The following is a 16,784-nucleotide window of genomic DNA, read 5'->3' as shown; positions in this document are numbered from 1 at the left end:
AGGCCAATCGAGTGTTGAAAAACTATCGCGCACAGAAGAAAAAAATTTCAGGCCGGCACCACAGTCACCCAGTAACGGGTTCGCCGCTCGATACGCACGGGTAGCGTACGGGCCACCAAGGCCAGGGCGGCATCGGTATCGTCCAACTGGAAGCTGCCCGTCAGGCGCAACGCAGCAACCTGCTCACTGCAATGCAGAACGCCGGGGCGATAGCGTGACAGCTCGGCGAGCAAGGCATCCAGGCGCATGCGCTCCGCAGGCAGGATGCCGCGCAGCCAGGCCTGGGCCATGAACCGGTCGACACGGCTTGCCTGACCGATACCTCGCCCATCCACCCGGACCTGCCAACCGGCCTCCAGCGGCAAGGAGGCCTGGCCGTATCGTGAATGCAGTTGCACCAGCCCCTCCAGTACCGTGACCCGGGTACCCTGCCGATCATGGCGCAGCAGCAGATGAGCACCACGACTGTGCAACACCGCATCAGCAGTGAGCACCTGCAGCCCCCTGGACTCGGTTGCAGCCTCCAGGGCCAGTTCCCCCTCGACCAACTGCAGGTTGCGCGAATCCGCGGTCAGATCCAGGTTCACCGCACTGGCGGTGTTCAGCCACAGCGAGCTGCCATCGGCCAGGGTCCACTGGCGACGCTCGCCAGTACCGGTACGGTAGGTCGCCAGGGCCGAACGCACGAAGGCGGAGCCAGCGCCCTGCCAGGAAATACCCCCCAGCAGGCCGAGAGCGCACAGGCACTTGAGCACATGGCGACGACGCTGCTGATTCGGCCCGGCAGCCTCCAGCGCCCTGCGGGCCGTCACGTCGGCCAGCAGGTGGGCGCCGGGCTGCTGCAACAGCGGCAAGCTGAGCACCCGTTGCCAGGCCTGTTCGTTGGTGGCGCTCGCCTGGCGCCAGGTCTGCAGCGCCTGGTGGTCGGCTGCACTCATGATTCCCGACTGCAAGCGCACCATCCAGTCGATGGCCGCGTCCCGCACCCGTGGGTCGACAGCGGCGCTGTTCATTCAAAACGGCTTGCGTAGCAGACGCTGAAGGCCTTGCCCATCGCCCGCTGCACCTGGGCCACGCTCAAGTTCAGTTGCGCAGCGATCTGCGGATAGGTCAAACCATCGAGCTGGGACAGGAAGAAAATCTGCCGCACCTGCACCGAAAGCCCCACCAGCAGCGAGTCGAGCTGCAACAGGGTTTCGATCATCAAGTGCCGCTCTTCCGGCGAGGGCTCCACGGCCTCGGACCGCGCGGCCAGCGCTTCGAGATAGGCCCGCTCGATTTCCTGGCGCCGCCAGCGGTTGATCAGCAAGCCATTGGCAATGGTGGCGAGGAACGCCATGGGCTGGCGCAATTCCCGTACATCCTGGTTGGAGCGCAACACGCGGATAAAAGTGTCGTGAGCCAAATCCTCGGCATCGGCACTGTGCCCGAGCCGCCGATGCAACCAGCCCCGCAGCCAGCCGTGATGATTCGCATACAACTGTTCGACGGGCGAGACGAGGCTGTCTTGATACATAGTGGCTTCAACTAATGAGAATGATTGCTTTTCGCATATTACTAGCGGTGTCCAGGGCTTGTACAGCGTTACCCACGCCCCGGTTCATCGTTGCAGCGAAACCCAAGGCACTCGCCTGAAGCGCGCCCGAGCGGTAGCGGGCGCAGGTTCTGAAGGCCACGGCACACCCGGCCCGGCATGCAAGTGACCGGGAGGCGGAGAAATCGAGGAAGGGGCGACACTGGAAATCTGCGTACGGACATTGCGTGCGACGCAAAACAAAAAACCCCTGAAACCAGAGGTTTCAGGGGTTTTCATAGGTATGGCGGAGAGATAGGGATTCGAACCCTAGGTACCGGTGAAGGTACAACGGATTTCGAATCCGTCCCATTCGGCCACTCTGGCATCTCTCCAACGGCGCGCATCATAACAGCACATTGACTTGAAGCGAAGCCCCAAAGCGAAATTTTTCCGTGCTATCAGATGCTTGCGTCGATTACAGCGGTACGCCGAGGCGCTGGGCAACTTCTTCGTAGGCTTCGATCACATCACCGAGGCCCTGACGGAAGCGGTCCTTGTCCATCTTCTTCATGGTGGCCTTGTCCCACAGACGGCAGCCGTCCGGGCTGAACTCGTCGCCCAGGACGATGGAGCCGTCGCTGAACACGCCAAATTCAAGCTTGAAGTCCACCAGCAGCAGGCCGGCGTCGTCGAACAGCTGGCTCAGGACTTCGTTGACCTTGAGCGACAGTTCTTTCATCCGCACCAGTTGCTCGGCAGTGCCCCAGCCGAATGCCACGACGTGGGATTCGTTGATGAACGGGTCGCCCTTGGCGTCGTCCTTGAGGAACAGTTCGAAGGTGTAGGGGTTGAGCTTCATGCCCTCTTCCACACCCAGGCGCTTGACCAGGCTGCCGGCTGCGTAGTTGCGCACCACGCACTCCACTGGAATCATGTCGAGCTTCTTCACCAGGCACTCGTTGTCGCCCAGCAGCTTGTCGAACTGAGTCGGCACGCCGGCAGCTTCGAGCTTCTGCATGATGAAGGCGTTGAACTTGTTGTTCACCATGCCCTTGCGATCGAGCTGTTCGATGCGCTTGCCGTCGAACGCCGAAGTGTCGTTGCGAAACAGCAGGATCAAGCGGTCAGCGTCGTCGGTCTTGTAAACCGACTTGGCTTTGCCGCGGTAGAGTTCTTCACGTTTTTCCATGATGGGCTCCGCTTGCTAAGTAGATGGGCTAGGCGATGTGGCGCCAGTCGAGCCCTGAATCTTGATCGGCCAGTTGCAGCCAGTCCGGGTCGCACCCGAGGGTGTCGACAAAACATTGCCGGGCCAGCTGCGGCAGGTTGTTCTTGCTGCTCAGATGAGCCAGGACCAGATGCTGCAGGTCCTGCCATCCCAATTCGGCCACCAGGCGCGCGGCCTGGTGGTTGTTCAAATGTCCTTCGTCGCCGCCTACCCGCTGCTTGAGAAAGTACGGGTAATAACCACGGGCCAGCAGGTCCCGGCAATGGTTGGCCTCGATCATCAGGGCATCCAGCCCGCGATAACCTTCCAGCACGCCTGCACAATAGGAGCCAAGGTCGGTCAACAGGCCGAAACGCCGCTGGCCGTCACTGAAAACGAACTGCGTCGGTTCCTGGGCATCATGAGCCACGGCAATCACGTCGATGCGCAAGGCACCGACCTGCAACGACTCGCCACCCCTGACGAATCCCGCCACCTCCACCGGCTTGCGCATCCCGCGCAAAGTGCCCTGGCTGAGGTAGACCGGTAGATTGTAGCGCCGAGACAGCAAACCCACGCCATGCACGTGGTCGGCATGTTCGTGGGTCACCAGGATGGCGCTCAACTGCGCGGGATCGACTCCCAGGCGCAGCAGGCGCCGCTCGGTTTCCCGCAGGGAGAAACCACAATCCACCAGGATGCAGGTGTCAGCACTGGCGATCAGCGTGCCATTCCCTTGGCTACCACTGCCGAGAACGGCAAAACGCATTCGATCAGCCCAGGTTGTCCTGAATCACGCCCAACACTTTGCGCGCTACCTCGGCAGGCGCGACGGTGTTGATGTTCTTCTCGACGGTGACCTGTACGTTCTCACCCACCTTGCTCAGGCGCACCTGATAGCGCTCGGCACGGGCTTCGATCTCTTCCTTGGCCGGCTTGCTGCCGAACAACTTGCCGAAGAAGCCTGGCTCGTCGTTCTTCTTCTCGGCTTTTTCCGCCAGGTTGATGTAGTACAGGCCCAGGCTGCGGTTGATGTCCTCAACCCGCCATTCGCCCTGCTCCAGGGCACGGCCCACGCTGGACCAGGCACGATCAAGGTCCGCGCCCAGGTTCAGCACCGGGTTGCCGCTGCCGTCTTCGCTGAGGCTGACCCGGCTCGGGGTATCGAAATCACGCGCTGCCAGCAGCGACACCGAACCGCCCTTCTCGGAGATACGGCTCATGCTCGCCAGCATGTCGTCCACCAGCGATGCGTCCAGGCCGACATTGACCGAACGGTTGGTGAAGTCCACATCCGCGGTGCTGCCGGCAGGACGCTCGGCGCTGACCACGTAGATTTCACTGGTATTGCGCTGTACACCCGGCTCGATGCGTACCCGCACGCGGGTTTCGCTGTCGGCGGCAACACCGGCACTGCTCAGGCGCCTGGCCACCGCTGTGGAAAGCTCATCGGAACGCTGCCAGGTGGTGGTGAACTCACCGGTTTGCGGACGCTGCTGATCCAGGTGGAAGCCGTTGTCCTGGAAGAACTGTACCGCCACAGGCCAGACTTCCGCTGGCGGACGCTGGGCCATGATCCAGCGGGAATCGCCACTCTTCTGCAGGCTGTAGTCGCTGGCATCGGCAATCGCCGACAGCGGCTGCGGACGAGGCACTTCGTACTCGCCCTTGACGCTGTCGTCGGCCACGTTGCGCGGAATCGGCAGCAGGGGGTCCAGACGCTTGGCGGTCTGTACATCCGGCGGCAATTGCATGGGTGCTGTTTGTTGCGCTTGCAGGTAATCGCTACCCCGGTCACGGAAGTAGCCTTCCGGGCCCCAGATCCAACCGCAGCCACTGGTGCTGGAGATAATCAAGGCAAGTGCGGAAAGTCCGGCCATTCGCTTCATGCGTTGTACTTCCTCAATTAAACCAAGACGCCGGACTGGCGCATGGCCTGCCGCAGCGGTTCGTGACAGGCGGCACTGAGCCAGGTGAGCGGCAGACGGATACCGTCCGGCATCAAACCCATTTCATGCAGGGCCCATTTCACGGGAATAGGGTTGGATTCGATGAACAAGGTCTTGTTCAGCGGCATCAGGCTTTCGTGGATCTCCCGAGCCTTGGCGGCGTCGCCGGCCATGGCCGCGGCGCACATCTGGCTCATGGCCCGCGGTGCGACGTTGGCGGTGACCGAGATATTGCCCTTGCCGCCCAGCAGGATCAGCTCGACTGCGGTGGCGTCATCGCCGGAATACACCAGGAAATCGCTGGGCACGCCGGCGAGGATGGCCTTGGCGCGGGCCAGGTCGCCAGTGGCTTCCTTGATCCCGATGATGTTCTTCACGCTGGACAGGCGGATCACGGTCTCGGCCTGCATGTCGCAAGCGGTGCGGCCCGGAACGTTGTAGAGGATCTGCGGAATGTCCACGGCCTCGGCAATGGCGCGGAAATGCTGGTACAGGCCTTCCTGGGTCGGCTTGTTGTAGTACGGCGTCACCAGCAGGCAGGCATCGGCGCCGGCGATCTTCGCATTGGTGGTCAGTTCGATCGCTTCACGCGTCGAGTTGGCGCCGGTACCGGCAATCACCGGAATGCGCCCTGCAACCTGGGTCACCACCCGACGAATCACTTCGATGTGTTCGTTGACATCCAGGGTCGCCGACTCACCTGTGGTGCCGACCGCCACGATGGCGTTGGTGCCCTCTTGCAGGTGGAAGTCCACCAGTTTGCTCAGGCTGTCCCAGTCGAGATTTCCCTGTGCATCCATGGGTGTGACCAGTGCCACCATACTGCCCGCAATCATGCAACCGCTCCTGCCGGAAAAAGAGAGCGGTAATGGTACTGGCGCCAAGTTCCTTGCACAAGCAAAGTCCCGCGCCGTGAGCATTCCCCTGAGCGATGGTTTTCGCTACCCTTCAGGCTTTGATCGCTACTGATAAGCGTGTGAACCGGGTTATTGCCTGCCTGTTGGATCTCCAAAGCCCCATTCCTGCGTCGCCAGCCTGTGCTCCGGAAGTTTCGGCGCCTGTGGCCGGCTTGCGGTTCAAGGCCATGGAGAGATGATCGACGCGCATACCCGGCTCTGGCTTGTGAAAAGTAACGACCGCTCATCGCTTTAGGAATGCTGCATGTCCACCCCCACAGTTCGCGAACAATTCCTTGTCATCAGTGCCCTCGGCGCCAACCCCATGGAGCTGACCAACGTCCTGTGCCGCGCCAGCCATGAAAACCGCTGTGCCGTGGTGACCTCGCGCCTGACTCGGCATGGCGAGTGCAGCGCCCTGGTCCTGGAGATTTCCGGCAGTTGGGACGCCCTGGCACGCCTGGAAGGCAGCCTGCCGTCCCTGGCCAAGAAGCACGGGTTCACGGTCAACGTGGTCCGCAGTGCCGCCCTGGAGAGCCGTCCCCAGGCCCTGCCCTATGTTGCCTACGTCAGCGCCGCCTATCGCTCGGATATCGTCAATGAGCTGTGCCAGTTCTTCATCGACCATCAGGTCGAGCTGGAAAACCTCACCTGCGATACCTATCAGGCACCACAAACCGGCGGCACCATGCTCAACGCCACCTTCACCGTGACCCTGCCCGCCGGCACCCAGATCAGCTGGCTGCGCGACCAGTTCCTGGACTTTGCCGACGCCATGAACCTCGATGCGCTGATCGAACCCTGGCGCCCACAGAACCCTATGTAAGGAAGCCCCATGGCCGTTGCTATCGATCAACCTATTGCCGATTTCCAGGCACCTGCCACCAGCGGGAAGACCGTCAGCCTGTCCGACCTCAAGGGCAAGCAAGTGGTGATCTACTTCTACCCCAAGGACAGCACCCCGGGCTGCACCACCGAAGGCCAGGGTTTTCGTGACCAGTACGCGGCCTTCCAGGCTGCCAACACCGAGATCTTCGGCGTTTCCCGCGACAGCCTGAAGTCCCACGAGAACTTCAAGTGCAAGCAGGAATTCCCCTTCGAGCTGATCAGCGACAAGGACGAAGCCGTCTGCCAGCTGTTCGACGTGATCAAGCTGAAGAAGCTCTACGGCAAGGAATACCTGGGTGTGGACCGCAGCACCTTCCTGATCGACAAGGACGGTGTACTGCGCCAGGAATGGCGTGGAGTGAAGGTTCCGGGCCACGTCGACGCCGTACTGGCCGCAGCCCAGGCCCTGAACAAGGCCTGAAATGACCGGGGCGGCTGAATCAGCCGCCCCGCGTATCTAGAGTAGAGGTGCCACCACCGGGTCCTTCCTGGGCCAGGCATCCAGCACCGCCTTGAACAGGGTAGCCAGGGGAATCGCAAAGAATATCCCCCAGAAGCCCCACAGCCCGCCAAACAGCAGCACCGCACAGATGATCGCCACCGGGTGCAGGTTCACCGCACCGGAGAACAACAACGGCACCAGCACGTTGCCATCCAGGGTCTGGATGATCCCGTAGACCGCCATCAGGTAGATGAACTGGTCGCTCCAACCCCACTGGAACAGAGCAATCAGCGCCACCGGCACCGTTACCACCACCGCGCCGACATAGGGCACCACCACCGAAATCCCCACCAGCAACGCCAGCAAGGCCGCGTAGTTCAAGCCCAGAGCAACGAAGGCGATGTAGGTAACCCCGCCACAGATGACGATCTCGATGACCTTGCCGCGGATGTAATTGGCGATCTGCCGGTTCATCTCATGGGCGACCCGAGTAATCAGCGTACGCTCGCGTGGCAGATAGCCGATGACCCAGCGGCTGATCATGGCTCGGTCCTTGAGGAAGAAGAACACCAGGATCGGTACCAGCACCAGGTAGATCATGATGTTCACCAGCAACGGCAGGCTGGAGAGGGAGAAGGTCAGAGCCCATTGCCCGAACTTGCCGATTTCGCCGCGAGCCACTTCGATGGCCTGCAAGACCTGCTCGTCGGACACCAGGTGTGGATAGCGCTCGGGCAACAGCAGCAGCAACGATTGCCATTTGGCGAGCATGCCCGGCAATTCGTTGAACAGCGTGATCAACTGATGCCAGAGCAACGGCACCACCACCAGGATGAACACCAGCAACAGCCCCATGAACAGGGCAAACACCAGCCCTACCGCCGCCCCTCCGGGCAGGCGCAGGCGCTCCAGGCTGACCACCAGCCCCTGCATCAGGTAAGCCAGAACCATGCCCGCGAGCACCGGAGCGAGCATGCCGCCCAAGGTCAGTACGGCGGTGAAGGCCAGGAACAGCAAGACCGCCAGCACCACCGCCTCCTCATCCGAGAAGTAACGTTGTATCCAGTCGCGTAGCACTTTGAACATCAATGATCCTTAAGATGGGGAGCCAGCAGGGCTGCCGATGTCAGGCCTTTTTCAACCAGTAACGATAAACCCCGGCCTCGTCCTCTTCACGCAGCAGGGTATGACCGGCCAACCGGGCGAAAGTGCGAAAGTCGCGCTGGGAACCGGCATCGGTGGCAGTGACCTTGAGTACCGCGCCACTGGCCAGGCGATTGAGTTCCATCTTGGCCTTGAGCAGCGGCAGCGGGCAGTTTAGGCCGCTGGCGTCCAGCTCGGCATCATGGGCGACAACATCGGTCATTGGGTGACTCCGATCATCAATTCAAGGCGTCTAGAATACCCTGCAAGCCAGGACCGCCGGCAATAAAGAAGCTCGGCACCAGAGCACTGCTGCGCCCTGCCGAAGCCACAATCAGGTAGACGCCGGAATTTACTCAAAAGCACTTTTTATCCTTAGAGTTTTCACTGGCTTTATCTGGTCCCCGGCCAGGTGTCCAGCTACAGTAGAGCCTTTGTCGATTAAGGCTATGTGCATGAATTTATTGCGCCCGACCCTGCTGACGCTCGCTTGCCTGCTCGCCTCACCGGGCTTCGCCGACGACTTGCCGTCACTCGGTGATGCCAGTTCAGCCATCGTCTCTCCTCAACAGGAATACCAACTGGGCCGTGCCTGGCTGGCGCTGCTGCGCAGCCAGGTCTCGCAGCTCAATGACCCGCAACTCAAGGACTACGTCGAAACCAGCGTCTACAAACTGGTGGAGACCAGCCAGGTCAATGACCGGCGCCTGGAGTTCATCCTGATCAACAGTCCGCAACTCAACGCCTTCGCGGCCCCGGGTGGGATCATCGGGGTCAACGGCGGGCTGTTCCTCAATGCCCAGACTGAGGGCGAATATGCCTCGGTGCTGGCCCACGAACTGGCGCACTTGTCCCAGCGCCACTTTGCTCGCGGTGTCGAAGCCCAGCAGCGGATGCAGGTGCCCATGATGGCAGCACTGCTGGCCGGGATCGTGATCGCTGCTGCCGGCGCCGGTGATGCAGGCATCGCCACCATTGCCGGCACCCAGGCGGCGGCCATCCAGGAACAGCGGCGTTTCTCCCGCCAGAACGAGCAGGAAGCCGACCGCATCGGCATCCTCAACCTGGAGAAAGCTGGCTACGATCCGCGCTCGATGCCCACCATGTTCGAACGTTTGGGACGCCAATACCGCTTCGATGCCAAGCCACCGGAATTCCTCCTGACTCACCCGGTTACCGAGTCACGGATCGCCGACACCCGCAACCGTGCGGAGCAGGCCAAGATTGGCGGCATCGAAGACAGCCTGCGCTATCAACTGATCCGCGCTCGCGTGCAACTGACCTACGAAGATTCTCCAGGCCTGGCCGCCAAGCGCTTTCGCGCGCAGCTCGATGAAAACCCGAAGAACGACATTGCCCGCTACGGCCTGGCCATCGCTCAGATCAAGGGCAGCCAATGGAACGAGGCCCGAGAGAACCTCAAGCCTCTACTGGCCAAATCCCCCAACGAGATCACCTACAACCTGGCCCAGATCGAACTGGACATGGCCAACAGCCGCCTGCCGGACGCTCAAACCCGAGTCGACAGGATGCTCAGCCTGTACCCGGCCAACTACCCCTTGAATCAGATCCGGGTTGACCTGCTGCTCAAGCAGAACCGCCCGGCAGATGCGGAAAAGGCCCTGGAAGGCCTGCTGAAAAGTCGCCCCGATGATCCGGACGTCTGGTACCTGGTAGCGGAAACCCGCGGCCTGTCGGGCAACATCATCGGCCTGCATCAGGCTCGCGCCGAATACTTCGCCCTGGTGGGCGACTACCGCCAGGCGATCCAGCAACTGGACTTCGCCAAGCGGCGGGCCGGCAGCAACTTCCCCCTGTCGTCTCGGATCGATGCTCGCCAGCGCGAGATGATGGATCAGGAGCAGATGGTCAAGGACATGATGCGGTGAAGTGATGTCGAGCCCACAAAAAAGCCCGCCTCTCACGAGGCGGGCTTTTTCATTGGGGCGAACCTTTCGCCTGGCGGATTACTCCGCCAGCTTGAAGGTGATGAAGCTGGCTCGGCCCTGACGCAGGACGCGCATGGACACCGAACGGTTCTTCGGCAGCGCTTTGGCGATTTCGGTAAATTCCTTCGCCGAGGTGATCGCCTGGTTGTTCAGGTGGGTGATCACGTCGCCCGGCTGCAAGCCGATCAATGCCGCAGGACCGTCCTGGACTTCCTTGATGACCACGCCGCCCTTGAGGTCGAAAGACTTCTTCTGCTCGTCGGTGAGTTCAACCACAGCTACGCCAAGGCGATTGCTGCTGCGCTCGACGCCGGACTTGGGCAGCATGCTCAGGTCCTTGTCTTCTTCGGGGATCGCACCGACAGTCAGCTCGACATTCTTGTGCTTGCCGTCGCGGATCACCTCCAGGTTGGCCTTGGCACCGGCCTTGAGTGCCCCTACCAGATGCGGCAGGTCTGCCGACATGACGATAGGCTGGCCGTTGAGGCTGAGAATCACGTCCCCCACTTGCAGGCCGCCCTTGGCTGCCGGGCCGTCATCCTGGATCTGCGCCACCAGCGCACCCGCCGGTTTTTCCAGGCCGAAGGATTCAGCCAGGTCCTTGTTGACCTCCTGAATCACCACACCCAGCCAGCCACGGCTGACCTTGCCGCCGGTCTTGAGCTGGTTGGAAACATCCATGGCCACATCGATCGGGATCGCGAAGGACACCCCCATGAAGCCACCGGAACGGGTGTAGATCTGGGAGTTGATCCCCACCACTTCACCTGCCAGGTTGAACAGCGGACCTCCGGAGTTGCCCGGGTTGATCGGCACGTCGGTCTGGATGAACGGCACATAGTTTTCGTTCGGCAGGCTGCGACCGATGGCGCTGACGATACCCTGGGTCACTGTGTGGTCGAAGCCAAACGGCGAACCGATTGCCACCACCCATTGGCCGGCCTTGAGGTCCTGGGACTTGCCCAGTTTCAGCACCGGCAGGTCTTTTCCGTCGATCTTCAACAGCGCCACGTCGGAACGAGAGTCGGTGCCGATCAGCTTGGCCTTCAATTCGCTGCGATCAGCCAGACGCACGAGAATTTCGTCGGCATCGGCAATCACGTGGTTGTTGGTCAGGATGTAGCCATCCGGGGAGATGATGAATCCCGAACCCAAGGATTGCGCTTCACGTTGGCGATCGCCGCGCGGAGAACGCTGCTGTGGCATACCGCGCTCAAAAAACTCCCGCAACATTGGCGGCAGGCCTTCGAGATCAGGCATCTGCGCCGAATTGGAAACCCGGCGATCAGGCAGTTTCTGGGTGGTACTGATGTTCACCACTGCAGGCGAGGCCTGCTCGACCAGTTGCGTGAAATCAGGCAACTCGGCTGCCTGGGCAGACACGGCCTGACCCAGCACCAGCACGGTGGCAAGAATGGTGAAGTAAGACTTCAAGCGTGGTATCGACATACGGCTCCCGTTACGACGAGCGTGATTAAGCGATATGGAGCAAGGGGCACCACCCAGACAGGGGCGGTACTTTTGCGCCAGGAACGACAAATAAGGCCAGAACCAAGGGGTTCTGACCTATAAAAAAACTTTGGGGATTTTGCAAATGAAATTGCTCACCAAACATTTCATCTTCTCAATTGTGGAGCAGCCATGACTGACCTCTTACACAACCCATGAAGCCTCATTGCTTGGCGTTGGCATCGGAACGCATCGACAGGGCAATACGCTCAGCAGTGCCAATGGGAATTTCCCCGACCACGGTGACCATCATCTCGCCATCAGGCGTGGTCAAGCGGCGCGACACGGCAACGGTTGGCCCGAGCTGAGTCCGGGTATCGGTGACTGTCGCGCCATTGAGCGGTTCGAGGAACACCGAGAAACGCGCCAGCCCATCGTCGTACAGCAGACTGTTGACCAGAGTCTTGGTTTCCGGGTCTTTGCGTGCGCTGCTGCTGGTCAACTCGAAGCCCGGGGGCAACCAGTCGGAGTGCCAGCTCTGCGCAGTCTTGACCGCCGAGGCCTTATCACTGTCCAGGGTGACCGGCTTGCAGTCGGCACTGGGGCGCAACTCGGCGTCCTCAGGCACATCCGCGGTGTCCAGGCGAGTGAACTGGAAGCGCTCCAGCAACTGCCCCTTGTCGTTCAACAGCAAGGACTTGAGCGGCAGGCCGGTTTCCCGGTCCAAGTGCAATTCAAAACCGTAGCGATGCTGGTCGCGGGGCGTGACCGAAACGATTACCGCCTGGCGGCCGGCCACGCGCGACTTGCCGATAACGGCAAGGTCGTACCAGTTCTTGAGTTTTTGCGGGTCCAACGAACGCGCCGCAGAGTCGGGAGTGTCCCCCAAGCCTGCCACCAGCATGCCGCTGACGCATTGGGTACGACCATCGACACGCACTACTTCCTGAGCGGAGCCATCGAGCTGGACCAACCGCTCGCGGACCTTGCCATCCTGGACTCGGTGCCAGATGTTGTGGGTAGAAAAACTACCGTTACGCTCGTAAACGAAGGTGCCCTGAAAGCTTTGCTGCTGTTCCGCTTGCCCAAGACGCTGCAACCAGTCCTGGGCTTCGTCGGCATGGGCTGGAACCACAAACCAGCCACTGAGCAGAAGCGTTAGTAGAGGTATGGCGCGCATGATCCTCCTTAGCGGTTTTCCAGGCTTGCCGCACGGGCATAAGGCAGAGCGCTTTCAGTGCCTTTGAGTGCAGCCTGCTGGGCATGCTGGCGCAGATAGCTCGGCAGACGCTGGTCATGCCAGCCTGGCTGCCCTTGCAGTACGCCATTGGCCATGGGGCCGGTGGCTTCCGAGCTTTCATTGTAGCCGGCCAATACAGCTGGGCCTTTCACTTGTGGGGTAGCCAGGGTTGGCTGACCGGCCTGCTGGGCCAGTTCGACACCGGCGATTTCGTCCTGGTTGTACAGGCGAACACCGGCCAGCACCGCAACGGTCACCGAGGCAGCGACCGCCAGACGACCCAGGCTGCGCCATGGTCCGCGGGAGGCCTTGGCCGGCACGGCTTCATCAGCCAGAGCTGCAGAAACGGCAGCGGCAATGTCCAGACGTGGAAGCAGCAAGTCCTTGTGCATGGCTGCCCGGGCGATTTGATAACGGGCCCAGGTCTCACGGGTTTCCACTTCGTCGATGGCATTCAATACCCGACGCAATTCCAGTTCGTCCGCTTCGTTATCCATCACCGCGGACAGCGATTCCTGCAGGGCTTCACGACTCATGGCGGTTCCTCTCTTGGCTGTCGCCGCTGTCTCAGGTTTCCTGCAACAACGGCTGCAGGGCTTTATCGATGGCCTCCCGAGCGCGGAAAATCCGGGAGCGCACGGTACCCACCGGACACTGCATGACGCTGGCAATGTCCTCGTAACTCAGACCATCGAATTCACGTAAAGTTAAAGCTGTACGCAAATCTTCCGGCAGTTGCTGGATGGTTCGATGGACGGTGCCTTCGATCTCATCCCGCAGCAATGCACGTTCCGGTGATTCGAGATCCTTCAGGCCATGATCGCCGTCATAGAACTCTGCATCCTCGGAACTGACATCACTATCCGGCGGCCTACGGCCGCGTGAAACCAGATAGTTTTTCGCCGTGTTGATGGCGATACGGTACAGCCACGTATAAAACGCGCTGTCACCACGAAAGTTTCCTAGTGCACGGTAAGCCTTGATAAAGGCTTCTTGTGCGACATCCTGGGCTTCATGGGTGTCGTGCACGAAACGCACGATCAACCCGAGAATTTTGTGCTGGTATTTCAGCACGAGCAGATCGAACGCTCGCTTGTCGCCACGCTGAACGCGCTCGACCAGCTGCTGATCCTCTTCCTGGGTTAGCATGAACTCTCCTCGATAAGCTCGGAGGAGGCTTGCATCACTAATCGATCAGGCTTGCAAACATAGACTCGGGCTTTTCGCAAAAGTTCTCCCCCTCCAAGCAAGTTTCCTGCGGGCTCTGATCCGGCACGCACGAAAAACGCAGCGCGGGCAAAGCCGGCTGCGCGAATAATCCTGTCGCCGCTTCCTGTCACAAGGAACACATCGCAAACCTTGGATAGAACCGACGCTGTCCCTTCTTTCAGGCAACCTTCTATTGAGCTTTGGGCCTCTGCAAAAGTTCCCAATCTTTATAGCTGTGCAGAACGAAGATTGTGTAACGATAAAGAGAAAAACAGCCCTGTTCCCTGGATCAGCACTCGCCAATAGCCGATTCGGGCAATAGCTGGTCCGCATATCAGGCTGATCGAGTGCAACGCTTTTGCTCAGCAAAGTCGCACAATGCCGTGAAGGCGCGACTATTGTGCCGATCCCCCCCTCTATATACTAGTGGGCTGTGTGGCTGCTTTGACTTGCCGATTCAGGCGTCTTGCGCCAACCCCGTCCTGGGTCGCTTTGAGCGGAATCCTTCAAATGAGCCAACAGTTTCAACACGATGTCCTGGTGATTGGCAGCGGTGCCGCCGGCTTGAGCCTGGCCCTGACCCTGCCCAGCCACCTGCGTATTGCCGTCCTGAGCAAAGGCGACCTCGCCAATGGCTCGACCTACCGGGCCCAGGGCGGAGTCGCTGCTGTACTGGATGATACCGACACTGTCGAATCCCACGTCGATGACACCCTCAATGCCGGCGGCGGCCTGTGCCATGAAGATGCCGTGCGCTTCACTGTCGAGCACAGCCGGGAGGCCATCCAGTGGCTGATCGACCAGGGCGTGCCCTTTACCCGCGACGACGATGCCGGCAGCGACGACAACGGCTTCGAGTTCCACCTGACCCGTGAAGGCGGCCACAGCCACCGGCGAATCATCCATGCCGCTGATGCCACCGGCGCCGCCATTTTCAAGACCTTGCTCGCTCAAGCCAGGCAACATCCCAATATCGAGTTGCTGGAACAACGGGTCGCCGTCGATCTGATCACCGAGAAGCGCCTGGGACTGGAAGGCGACCGCTGCCTGGGCGCCTACGTGCTCAACCGCGGCACCGGCGAAGTCGATACCTTCGGCGCGCGCTTCGTGATCCTCGCCTCCGGCGGCGCGGCCAAGGTCTACCTCTATACCAGCAACCCCGACAGCGCCTGCGGCGATGGCATCGCCATGGCATGGCGTTCGGGCTGCCGGGTGGCCAACCTGGAATTCAACCAGTTTCACCCCACCTGCCTGTATCACCCCCTGGCCAAGAGCTTCCTGATCACCGAGGCCCTGCGCGGAGAAGGCGCCCACCTGAAGCTGCCCAATGGCGAGCGCTTCATGCCACGCTTCGACCCTCGCGCCGAACTGGCCCCTCGGGATATCGTGGCCAGGGCCATAGACCACGAGATGAAGCGCCTGGGCATCGATTGCGTCTACCTGGACATCAGCCACAAGCCCGAAGCCTTCATCAAGACTCACTTCCCGACCGTCTATGAACGCTGCCTGGAATTCTCCATCGACATCACCAAGCAGCCCATCCCGGTAGTGCCGGCAGCTCACTACACCTGTGGCGGAGTGATGGTCGACCAACAGGGCCGCACCGACGTCCCCGGCCTGTACGCCATCGGTGAAACCAGCTTCACCGGCCTGCACGGGGCCAATCGCATGGCCAGCAACTCGCTGCTGGAGTGTTTCGTGTACGCTCGCTCGGCAGCGGCCGACATTCTTCGACAACTGCCCCAGGTATCGATCCCCATCGCCCTGCCCGCCTGGGATGCCAGCCAGGTCACCGACTCCGATGAAGACGTGATCATTGCGCACAACTGGGACGAATTGCGGCGATTCATGTGGGACTACGTGGGCATCGTGCGCACCAACAAGCGCCTGCAACGAGCCCAGCACCGGGTGCGCCTGCTACTGGACGAGATCGACGAGTTCTACAGTAACTACAAGGTCAGCCGGGACCTGATCGAACTGCGCAACCTGGCCCAGGTCGCCGAACTGATGATCCTCTCGGCCATGGAACGCAAGGAAAGCCGCGGCCTGCACTACACCCTCGACTACCCGCATCAGTTGCTCGAAGCCCGGGACACTATCCTTCAGCCACCCACCTACGCCGGCTGAACTTGAGGCGCACCCGCAGGCGCCGATGCTCGTCGGCCGCCTGCGCATCCCGCGGCACGCAGAGGGAACGGACCCAGCGCTCACCCGCCAGGCGATAGCGCAGGACCACAATCAACGGCAGCGCCAGGCTGTCGGGCCGCAGTTGCACCGCCTGCCAGCCCTGGGCCGGGTTCCACAATTGCCAGCCATCCGCCGAATACCGCAAACGAGTGAACGCCCGGGGATGGGTCAGCAGAACCTGGCGGGGCAGCACCCAACCAGCGTGAGCCAAGCACAGAAAAATCCCCAGGACCTTGGCGAAAAGAGGGATTTCCAACAGGGAAACGGCGCCCAGGGCGAATGCCTGAGCCAGGAGGTAGGCCGCCAGCAATTGCCGTGAAGCACGCCAGCGGCACTCGAACAGCCTACTTGGGTTGGACACGGTCCAGAATCATGCGAACCATGCGTTGCAGTTCAGGGTCCTCGGATTCATTGCGCTCCATGAACCATCCGAACATGTCCTGATCCTCGCACTCCAGCAGCTTGCGATAGCACTCGCGATCAGTCTCGTTGAGATGGGCGTACACCTCTCGGACGAACGGTACCAGCAAGACGTCCAGCTCAAGCATGCCGCGACGGCTGTGCCAGTAGAGGCGATTCAGTTCAACATCTTCAACCATGGGGCCCTCCTCAAATAGAGCGCAAGTATACAGCCCGGGGGGCACGAGAACAGTCGGCTTTGGTCGGCCCCGCCCCACCTTTGTGAACTATCCATTTCAGGGGCGCCCCC

The 16,784-nt window shown here is 60.9% G+C and carries 18 protein-coding genes and 1 tRNA gene; 4 read left to right on the top strand and 15 right to left on the bottom strand.

What is annotated here, in order from left to right; translation table 11 throughout:
- Positions 1-47: 47 nt before the first annotated feature.
- From U873_RS0108930 to dapA, 7 genes are all read right to left on the bottom strand, one after another.
- Positions 48-1,013 carry a FecR domain-containing protein gene (locus U873_RS0108930; protein ID WP_025127918.1) on the bottom strand — a complete coding sequence of 322 codons (966 nt, stop codon included), beginning with the start codon at positions 1,011-1,013 and terminating at the stop codon, positions 48-50.
- Entirely contained in the window at positions 1,010-1,516 is a 507-nt protein-coding gene (locus U873_RS0108925; RefSeq protein ID WP_025127917.1) for a sigma-70 family RNA polymerase sigma factor, read from the bottom strand. Before U873_RS0108925 ends, U873_RS0108930 begins: the two co-directional genes overlap by 4 nt.
- 302 nt (positions 1,517-1,818) lie before the next feature.
- Positions 1,819-1,908: transfer RNA gene (locus U873_RS0108920), tRNA-Ser, on the bottom strand.
- An 83-nt stretch (positions 1,909-1,991) separates the two neighbouring features.
- The gene (gene purC, locus U873_RS0108915; RefSeq protein ID WP_025127916.1) at positions 1,992-2,705 is read right to left on the bottom strand and encodes a phosphoribosylaminoimidazolesuccinocarboxamide synthase; all 714 of its coding nucleotides are present in this window, start codon (positions 2,703-2,705) and stop codon (positions 1,992-1,994) included.
- Between the two features lie 28 nt (positions 2,706-2,733).
- Positions 2,734-3,492, bottom strand: a complete 759-nt coding sequence (locus U873_RS0108910) for an MBL fold metallo-hydrolase (RefSeq protein WP_025127915.1) — start codon at positions 3,490-3,492, stop codon at positions 2,734-2,736.
- Between the two features lie 4 nt (positions 3,493-3,496).
- Entirely contained in the window at positions 3,497-4,612 is a 1,116-nt protein-coding gene (gene bamC / locus U873_RS0108905; protein WP_025127914.1) for an outer membrane protein assembly factor BamC, read from the bottom strand.
- Between the two features lie 17 nt (positions 4,613-4,629).
- On the bottom strand, positions 4,630-5,508 hold the full coding sequence (dapA, locus tag U873_RS0108900; protein WP_025127913.1) for a 4-hydroxy-tetrahydrodipicolinate synthase: 879 nt from the start codon (positions 5,506-5,508) through the stop codon (positions 4,630-4,632).
- Positions 5,509-5,833: 325 nt separating this feature from the next.
- Here dapA and U873_RS0108895 point away from each other — a divergent pair, with 325 nt between their 5' ends.
- Together U873_RS0108895 and U873_RS0108890 are read left to right on the top strand one after the other, a co-directional pair.
- Positions 5,834-6,394 (top strand): glycine cleavage system protein R, encoded by a 561-nt coding sequence (locus U873_RS0108895; protein WP_025127912.1) that lies wholly within the window; start codon positions 5,834-5,836, stop codon positions 6,392-6,394.
- 9 nt (positions 6,395-6,403) lie between these two features.
- On the top strand, positions 6,404-6,877 hold the full coding sequence (locus U873_RS0108890) for a peroxiredoxin (protein ID WP_025127911.1): 474 nt from the start codon (positions 6,404-6,406) through the stop codon (positions 6,875-6,877).
- 36 nt (positions 6,878-6,913) lie between these two features.
- Here U873_RS0108890 and U873_RS0108885 read toward each other — a convergent pair whose 3' ends face one another.
- Together U873_RS0108885 and U873_RS0108880 are read right to left on the bottom strand one after the other, a co-directional pair.
- The gene (locus U873_RS0108885) at positions 6,914-7,984 is read right to left on the bottom strand and encodes an AI-2E family transporter (protein ID WP_025127910.1); all 1,071 of its coding nucleotides are present in this window, start codon (positions 7,982-7,984) and stop codon (positions 6,914-6,916) included.
- A 40-nt stretch (positions 7,985-8,024) separates the two neighbouring features.
- Positions 8,025-8,264: a sulfurtransferase TusA family protein gene (locus U873_RS0108880; RefSeq protein WP_025127909.1), complete on the bottom strand. Its 240-nt coding sequence runs from the start codon at positions 8,262-8,264 to the stop codon at positions 8,025-8,027.
- A 232-nt stretch (positions 8,265-8,496) separates the two neighbouring features.
- Between U873_RS0108880 and U873_RS0108875 the strand changes: the two genes are divergently transcribed.
- Complete coding sequence (locus U873_RS0108875) at positions 8,497-9,930, top strand: M48 family metalloprotease (protein ID WP_025127908.1); 1,434 nt, start codon at positions 8,497-8,499, stop codon at positions 9,928-9,930.
- Positions 9,931-10,008: 78 nt separating this feature from the next.
- Here U873_RS0108875 and U873_RS0108870 read toward each other — a convergent pair whose 3' ends face one another.
- The 4 genes from U873_RS0108870 to rpoE form a co-directional block, all read right to left on the bottom strand.
- Positions 10,009-11,439 carry a DegQ family serine endoprotease gene (locus U873_RS0108870; RefSeq protein ID WP_025127907.1) on the bottom strand — a complete coding sequence of 477 codons (1,431 nt, stop codon included), beginning with the start codon at positions 11,437-11,439 and terminating at the stop codon, positions 10,009-10,011.
- A 223-nt stretch (positions 11,440-11,662) separates the two neighbouring features.
- Entirely contained in the window at positions 11,663-12,619 is a 957-nt protein-coding gene (locus U873_RS0108865; protein WP_025127906.1) for a MucB/RseB C-terminal domain-containing protein, read from the bottom strand.
- Between the two features lie 8 nt (positions 12,620-12,627).
- Positions 12,628-13,215 (bottom strand): sigma-E factor negative regulatory protein, encoded by a 588-nt coding sequence (locus tag U873_RS0108860; protein ID WP_025127905.1) that lies wholly within the window; start codon positions 13,213-13,215, stop codon positions 12,628-12,630.
- A gap of 31 nt (positions 13,216-13,246) precedes the next feature.
- Positions 13,247-13,828, bottom strand: coding sequence for an RNA polymerase sigma factor RpoE (rpoE, locus tag U873_RS0108855; protein WP_007930230.1), 582 nt, complete (start codon positions 13,826-13,828; stop codon positions 13,247-13,249).
- A 570-nt stretch (positions 13,829-14,398) separates the two neighbouring features.
- On the opposite strand from rpoE, the gene nadB reads away from it, so the two are divergent.
- A complete protein-coding gene (gene nadB / locus U873_RS0108850; protein ID WP_025127904.1) occupies positions 14,399-16,015 on the top strand; it encodes an L-aspartate oxidase in 1,617 nt (538 codons plus the stop codon).
- Here nadB and U873_RS0108845 read toward each other — a convergent pair.
- Positions 15,984-16,436, bottom strand: a complete 453-nt coding sequence (locus U873_RS0108845; RefSeq protein WP_025127903.1) for a protein YgfX — start codon at positions 16,434-16,436, stop codon at positions 15,984-15,986. The genes nadB and U873_RS0108845 overlap by 32 nt on opposite strands.
- Positions 16,420-16,674: a succinate dehydrogenase assembly factor 2 gene (locus tag U873_RS0108840; RefSeq protein WP_025127902.1), complete on the bottom strand. Its 255-nt coding sequence runs from the start codon at positions 16,672-16,674 to the stop codon at positions 16,420-16,422. The genes U873_RS0108845 and U873_RS0108840 overlap by 17 nt, the downstream gene beginning before the upstream one ends.
- Positions 16,675-16,784 lie beyond the last annotated feature (110 nt).

It is taken from the genome of Pseudomonas sp. PH1b, assembly GCF_000633395.1.
GTDB lineage: Bacteria > Pseudomonadota > Gammaproteobacteria > Pseudomonadales > Pseudomonadaceae > Aquipseudomonas.
This window is presented reverse-complemented; position numbering and strand designations above follow the sequence as displayed.